At 29.3% G+C, this 7,009-nt stretch carries 6 protein-coding genes; 1 reads left to right on the forward strand and 5 read right to left on the reverse strand.

The features are described from left to right. Positions 1 to 141: 141 nt before the first annotated feature. The 5 genes from RDX53_RS06715 to RDX53_RS06735 form a co-directional block, all read right to left on the reverse strand. On the reverse strand, positions 142 to 1,452 hold the full coding sequence (locus tag RDX53_RS06715) for an HTH domain-containing protein (RefSeq protein ID WP_295571682.1): 1,311 nt from the start codon (positions 1,450 to 1,452) through the stop codon (positions 142 to 144). An 83-nt stretch (positions 1,453 to 1,535) separates the two neighbouring features. Continuing rightward, the gene (locus RDX53_RS06720) at positions 1,536 to 2,384 is read right to left on the reverse strand and encodes an alpha/beta fold hydrolase (RefSeq protein WP_195931841.1); all 849 of its coding nucleotides are present in this window, start codon (positions 2,382 to 2,384) and stop codon (positions 1,536 to 1,538) included. A gap of 315 nt (positions 2,385 to 2,699) precedes the next feature. Further along, positions 2,700 to 4,283, reverse strand: coding sequence for an amidohydrolase (locus RDX53_RS06725; protein ID WP_195930162.1), 1,584 nt, complete (start codon positions 4,281 to 4,283; stop codon positions 2,700 to 2,702). Between the two features lie 230 nt (positions 4,284 to 4,513). Next, positions 4,514 to 5,032 (reverse strand): nitroreductase, encoded by a 519-nt coding sequence (locus RDX53_RS06730; protein ID WP_195930163.1) that lies wholly within the window; start codon positions 5,030 to 5,032, stop codon positions 4,514 to 4,516. Positions 5,033 to 5,159: 127 nt separating this feature from the next. Continuing rightward, entirely contained in the window at positions 5,160 to 6,473 is a 1,314-nt protein-coding gene (locus RDX53_RS06735; RefSeq protein WP_295571685.1) for a M18 family aminopeptidase, read from the reverse strand. Between the two features lie 105 nt (positions 6,474 to 6,578). Between RDX53_RS06735 and RDX53_RS06740 the strand changes: the two genes are divergently transcribed. Next, a partial coding sequence (locus RDX53_RS06740; RefSeq protein WP_307993885.1) for a DUF1648 domain-containing protein occupies positions 6,579 to 7,009 on the forward strand: 431 nt, incomplete at its 3' end.

Raw genomic sequence — 7,009 nt, forward strand, 5'->3', positions numbered from 1 at the left:
TAAATAAATACACGAAATTTTCATTTTTTTATAAATAATTTATAAACTTTATTTTTTAAATAAAAAAAGACATATTACAATGTTTAATCAACATATAATATATCTTTTTTGATTATGGCTTTAATTTTATTATTTAAGAGCCTATATATTAAATTTTATTATTCTTCTCGGTCTACCTGATCCATCTTCAAAATGTTTCCCAACCACCTCAATATATCCGTACTTTTCTAACTTATTAATCGTTCTATTTACTGTTCTATAAGACATATCACACTGCTTTGACAATTCCTCTGCTGTAAACCTATCTTTTTTACATGTATTTATTGCATTATAAAAACAAAGTATCTTCTTCACACTTACATTTGTTATTTGAGCTATTTTCATCAATCTATCGTCTATCTTAACTTCACTTCTCTCTTTATTTTTAGATTTTATAGGTCCTATAGCCTTTCCATCTTCATAAATTATATATGCAACATTCTCATTTTTACATCGTTTGGCCTTTATAATAGCTTCATTAGCCTTATATTTTGCCTCACTAGCTGTCTTTCCATATCCAATACCCATAGAAATTCTGTTTAATGAGTTGTCTTCAATAGATTTTAAAAGTTCTATATTTGTATAATTCTCTGTCTCTGTTTCTAATATTGTCTTTGTCGAAATCAATATATATGTATTATAACTAAATTCGATAACAGCAGCCTCTATCTTATTTGCAAACTCATAAATCAATTCTGTGACTTTATTTTTTTCTTTAATATAATAATACTCATTTCGACTTATTATAGAGTAGTCATCAGGAAAATCTATATGAACAAATATAGCTACAACCCTACAATTAGTATTTATTTTAGCTATATATCTTAGATATATATTTTGGAAACTCTCTATTATAATACTCTTTGTCGGGATAGCCATATAATTATCTATTCCATCTGAGTCAAATTGTTTATTTACATCACTTAATGATGTCACAATACATACATTTTCGTCATTTTTTAAGTTATTCCTATGAAAATTAAGTGCATCTTCAGTCGTATTTTTATTATTGAATTTTACATTATAAAGCATAAGGTTTACTTCATCCATATCTATACCGATACTATTATAAACTTCTTTAATCAACTCTTTAGAATATGTATCTATACTCAGATTTTTTATATTTTTGTTTTCATATAATCCTTTTAATAAAGCAGATGATAGGGAGCTTTCATGCAAAGGGAAATATCCCCATATACATTCTTCCTTTACGTATAATTTTACAAATTTATATACGACTACTCCTGCAAACATCAGAGCATCATACTTTTTTTGTGATTTTTTTACTATTTCAACCGCTTTTAAATAATTGCTATAAACTATAATATCTAAATCTATATCAACTATATTTTTGTCTACAATATCCTTTACAATATTTGCTGTATATAATGGAGCAATTAAAGCAACTTTCATTTTTTCACATCCTCAAATTATATTCCGTATTGCATATTACTTTTTTAAGATAGATACATGCTGATTTATCTGTAGTTTTTAATTTATTTTTTATTTATTTGTTGTTCTAAAAACTGAGCAATAGTCTTTGCCAACAAAATTCGCTTGTCAGAATAAGAGTGGTCTGTATCAATAAACTTTTCAGTCAAATTATTATTATATTTTTTAATCTCACTTGCTAAAATATCGTGATGCAAATATCTTTTGCTCACAACATCTCTACTTGCTATAGTTATCAGTATTTCTTCATTAGATAGAGATTTTGCCTTATCTGGAAGGTTCCACTTATCCCCATTATCAAGACATTCCTGCATCAGTATTTCTGCACTTGTATTGTTTAATGGTACTAGTGCTGTCTTATACATCTCAAATGCCTCGTCTTTTTCCTTTTGATTATAATTGCCTATTTTCCCAATAAGCCCAAAATCATATGGACTTATCGCAACAGATGCCTTTATCCTTTTATCACATGCGTAATTTAAAGTTAAGAAACCGCCCATACTATGCCCTATTAAAAATAAATTATTTGTATCTATGTCAAATTCTTTTACTGACTTTTCATCTGTCAAAAAATCAATAGCACTTTTTACATCTTCCATACAATTACTAAATGAAAAACTACCTTTTACACCCCAACTCCCCCTATAATGAAATCGCAGTATATTCATACCGCATCGTCTAAGAGCATGAGCTAAATCTATCGGGTCGTCATATCCTGGAAACCCATGCAATAGTATTGCTGTTGGGTGAGGTCCCTTTCCTTGCGGTGTCAACATAACCCCACATAAATCACTACCATGGCTTGTAAAACCTAATTCAATTATATTAGGAAAATTTCTGTCATCTAGCTTCATTTGTTCAATATCTTTTGTAACATAAGCTTTATCAAACATCTTAATCCACCTCTTTTTTATATAATCAATTATGTTTTCTTCATTTACAATATAAATTCCTTTTAGCGATATAATATAAAGTATTTTTCCATTTTTATAGTATGTATGTCTAATAGAATTAAGTTATATCTAATTATACATTATTTGTAAAATTTTAAAAGAGATGTAAATTATCTTCCCATATAAAAAGAGCTCATTTACTAAAGCAAATTGAGCTCTTTTTATTGAAATTATTATTTGTTGATATTTTATTTTTAATTTTATAAATTATATCTATATATATCCCTTATTTTTTAAAAATATAATTTATTATTTCTACGCTTTATATATAGAGTTTCCTTCTTTGAAAGTTTCTAATACTTTTATGTTTCTTATATCGTCTACGTCGACTTTTAATGGATTTTTATCAAGTATTACTAAGTCGGCTAATTTATTTTCTTTTATTGTTCCTTTTATATCTTCTTCAAAATATTGATAAGCTGCGTTTTTTGTAACTGCTTCTATAGCAGCAAGTACTGGTATTCTTTGATCTTCACCTAATACTGTGTTGTCTTTCATTTTTCTGTTACAAGCTATCCATATAGTTTCAAGCATGTTTGGCTCGATAACTGGAGCGTCTTGGTGGAATGTAAATTTAATTCCTAAATCTAATGCTGCTTTTGCAGGAGATATTTGGCTCGCTCTTTGCAGTCCGAAGTTTTGAACGTGGATGTTGCCCCAATGGTAAACGTGAGCCACGAAGAATGATGGTATCATTCCTAGTTTTTTAACTTCTGGCAATTGATCAAGCCCCATAAGTTGAGCATGTACTATAACTGGTCTTATATCATTATCTGTATTTAAGTTTTCTTTTGCTTTTTTATATTGTTCTAAATATTGAGCAACAGCTGCATCTCCATTACAGTGAGCTAATATTTGCATATTTTCTTTTAATGCTATTTCAATTAAGCTTTCTAATTCTTCTCCACTCATAACTGGATAAGCTCTGTATCCTTCTTCACCTTGATAGTCAGTTCTCATATAAGCAGTTCTAGCTTGTGGTGAACCATCTAGGAAAGTTTTGAATCCTCCTATTTTAAGGTGGTTATTGTATTTATTTATGCATCCTTGAAGTTTCGCAAAGATTTTTTCTCTTTCTCTTATATCTACATATGCTATGTAGTCTATTTTCATCATCTTCGCATGTGCCATATATCCTAGTAAGTCTGCTAATAGAGGAACTACCATACCTTCTTGCATTGTTGTTATTCCGTAAGATGCATAGTCATCTTGTGCCTTAAGCACTGCTTTCATAAGGTCTTCTGTTGATGCCATTGGAACTCTTTGAACGTTGTTTATAAATGCATTTTCTTCAAGGTATCCGTTAAGTTTGCCATTTTCTTTAAATATTACTCCACCTTCTGGGTCTGGAGTGTCTATTGTTATTCCTAATTCCTTCATCCCAAGAGAGTTAACAAGTCCGTTGTGTCCAGATTTATTTGATATTATAAGTGGATTGTTTGGCACAACTTCATCTAAAAAATCTATTCTCGGGTAAGTTTTCTCTGCTAATGTGTTGTAGTCAAAGTTATTCGCACTTATCCACACACCTTCTGGAACGTTGTTTTTTTCTATAAAAGTTTTTATTCTATTTGCTATATCTTCAAAATCAACTGCATCTTCTAGTGATACTTGTAATTTGCTGTTTGCATATCCGAAGAAGTGACTGTGTGCATCTATAAATGATGGCATTAAAGTCTTTCCTTCTAAGTCTATCATCTCAGCATCTTCATTTTGATTTGTAAGTTCTTCTTTTTTTCCTACTGCTTTAATTTTTCCGTCTTCTACTAAAACAGCTTCTGCATATAATTCATCTTCAAGAGTTAATATATCTCCATTGTAAAAAAGTTTTTTTGTCATAATTAAACCCTTTCTGTTTTTTCATAATCCCGTATGTTTTATTTTTAACATTTTTATTTATTAAAATGTATTTTATCAAAATTTTATGAACTACTTTTTAATCATTGTAGTAAAAAAAACTATTTATATTATACACCACAAGCAGTTTGTTCTAAACATTATAATTTCCTTAGAATTAAAAAAATGAATTTCGAAAATCGAAATCCATTTCATATATTAAACTTAAATTATTAAACTCTAACTACATATCCTTCTTTACGAGGTGCTGCTGGTTTTGGTTCGTCTTTTGCATATCCTAATATACAGTGGCCAACTCCTATGTAATCTCCTTCTACGCCCCATTTTTTAAGAAGTGCCTTACCTTCTTCACTTTCAAATTCTTCTTTTGCTCTGTGAATCCAACAAGAACCTACTCCTAATCCATAAGCTGCGTTCATTAAGTTGCCCATTACTAAGCTTCCATCTTCTACGCATGTTGGCATATTTTTGTCTGCTAGCACAACAACTACTGTTGGTGCTCCATAAAATGGATCCATGTCTTCTTTTCCAAATACTTTAGCGTTCATTTTTGATAATTGTGCTATAGTTTCTTTATCTTGAACTACTATCATTTTTGGAGACTGTCTTCCCATTCCTGTTGCAGCATATTCACCTGCTTCTAATATTTTATTTAGTTCTTCATCTTTTATTTGTTCATCTTTATATGAACGAACACTTCTTCTTCCTTTTAATGCTTCAAATAAATCCATTTGAATTCCCCCTTGTAATATTTGTCATATATATTATAGCATTTTTTATTTAGCCAAAGTAAATATTAGTATTTTTTCTAACTTTTATTATTTATTATCTACTAAAATATATTTAGTTTGAACTTATTTATTTATTTATGCTAAGAACTCCACAATCCTCTTGAATTATAGAACTGTTGTAGAAGTTTTCAATAACTTTAACTAAGTAATATGTATCTTTTATTCCACCTGTTTCATATGATGAATGCATAGCAAGTTGTGCTAGTCCAATATCTACACTATTTAGTGATACTTGTGAATTTGAAATATTTCCAAGTGTTGAACCTCCTGCCATATCTGATCTATTCGTAAATACTTGATAAGGTACATCAACTTCTTCACATAGACTTTTAAATATAGCTGCTGATACTGAATCAGTAGTGTATTTTTGGTTTGCATTGAATTTTATAACGATTCCTTCATTCATATACGGTCTATTTGTTGGGTCTGACTTTTGCGCATAATTAGGATGAACTGCATGTGCATTATCAGCAGATATCATAAAGCTGTTTGCTGTTGCTTTATAAAAATCTTGCTCATCTCTTCCCATAGTGTTGTTGATTCTTTTTAATGTGTCTGATAAGAAAGTCGACTCTGCACCTTGTTTTGTAAGACTTCCCACTTCTTCATTATCAAATACAACACATACCTGTACTGTATCTTTGTTTTCTCCAGCTAAGAATCCTTTTAATGATGAAAAAGCACATTGAAGGTCGTCTAACTTTGGTGAAGATATAAACTCTTCATCAGCACCCCATATACTCCCGCTCATTCTGTTATAAAGGAATAAGTCACTACCTAAGATATCTTTTTCACATACGCCTGCATTTTGTGCAACTAATGACATTAGTCTTCCTTTTGCATTTATATCTCCAAACAACGGCAACATATCGTTTTGAGCATTGTATTTATATCCATCATTTATATTTCTATTAAAGTGTATTGCTAAATTAGGGATAATAACTAAATCTCTATCTATATTAACTAATTTAGATACAAACTTATTTCCCTCTCTTACGACGATTTTACCTGCTACTGAAAGTGGTCTATCAAACCAAGTTGAAAATATCATCCCACCGTATTTTTCAACATTAAGTTTAACCATTTTTTTATCAACTTCAATTTCATGGTTTTCTTTTATTTTGAAAGTAGGCGAATCACTGTGGCTCGATACTATATTAAATCCTTTAAAGTCTTTATTTGGAATTTTGAATGCTATTAATGACGAATTATTTCTAATTACATAGTATTTTCCGCCTTCTTTAATCGTCCAATTTTTGCCTTCTACAACTTCACAAAATCCATTTTCATCTAAGATCTGTTTCATGTTATCTATTGCGTGGTAACAGCTTGGGCTGTTTTTTATAAAATTTAATAATTCATTAGATATTTGTTTAAACATTTTTGATGTCTCCTATACTGTACTAATTTTATATTTTTTAATGTATTTCTTTTTAAGATATATTATAATAAATAATATTATAATATTTGGAGGAATACATTATATATGCAAAGTAAAAATAAAAAACTTTTATTTAAAAAATCTATATATTACTTGGTTGGGTTTGCACCGCTGATTATAACTCTTTTTATATATACTTATATTCCAGAGCAAGTTCCCTCCCATTACACAACTGTAGGAGAAATTGCAAACTGGGACCATAAAGGAAAAGTACTAATAATTCCATTTTTACTAGCGGCTTTTACTTATTTTAAACCTAGGGTATTTGTTGAAAAATTTGAATCACAATCAGAAAAAAACGTAAGCGATGCTGCAACTATGTTATTCCTTATATCGATAAATCTTTTGAGCATGCTCGAATTATTTATTTCACTTAAAGGAGAAGATTTTTTATCTAAATTCAATTTTTATAATTTGCTGAGCTGTATAATATGTTTTATTTTTATATTTTTAGGATATATTTTCTCAAATTGTAC

The organism is uncultured Intestinibacter sp., assembly GCF_902468165.1.
Taxonomy (GTDB): Bacteria; Bacillota; Clostridia; order Peptostreptococcales; family Peptostreptococcaceae; genus Intestinibacter.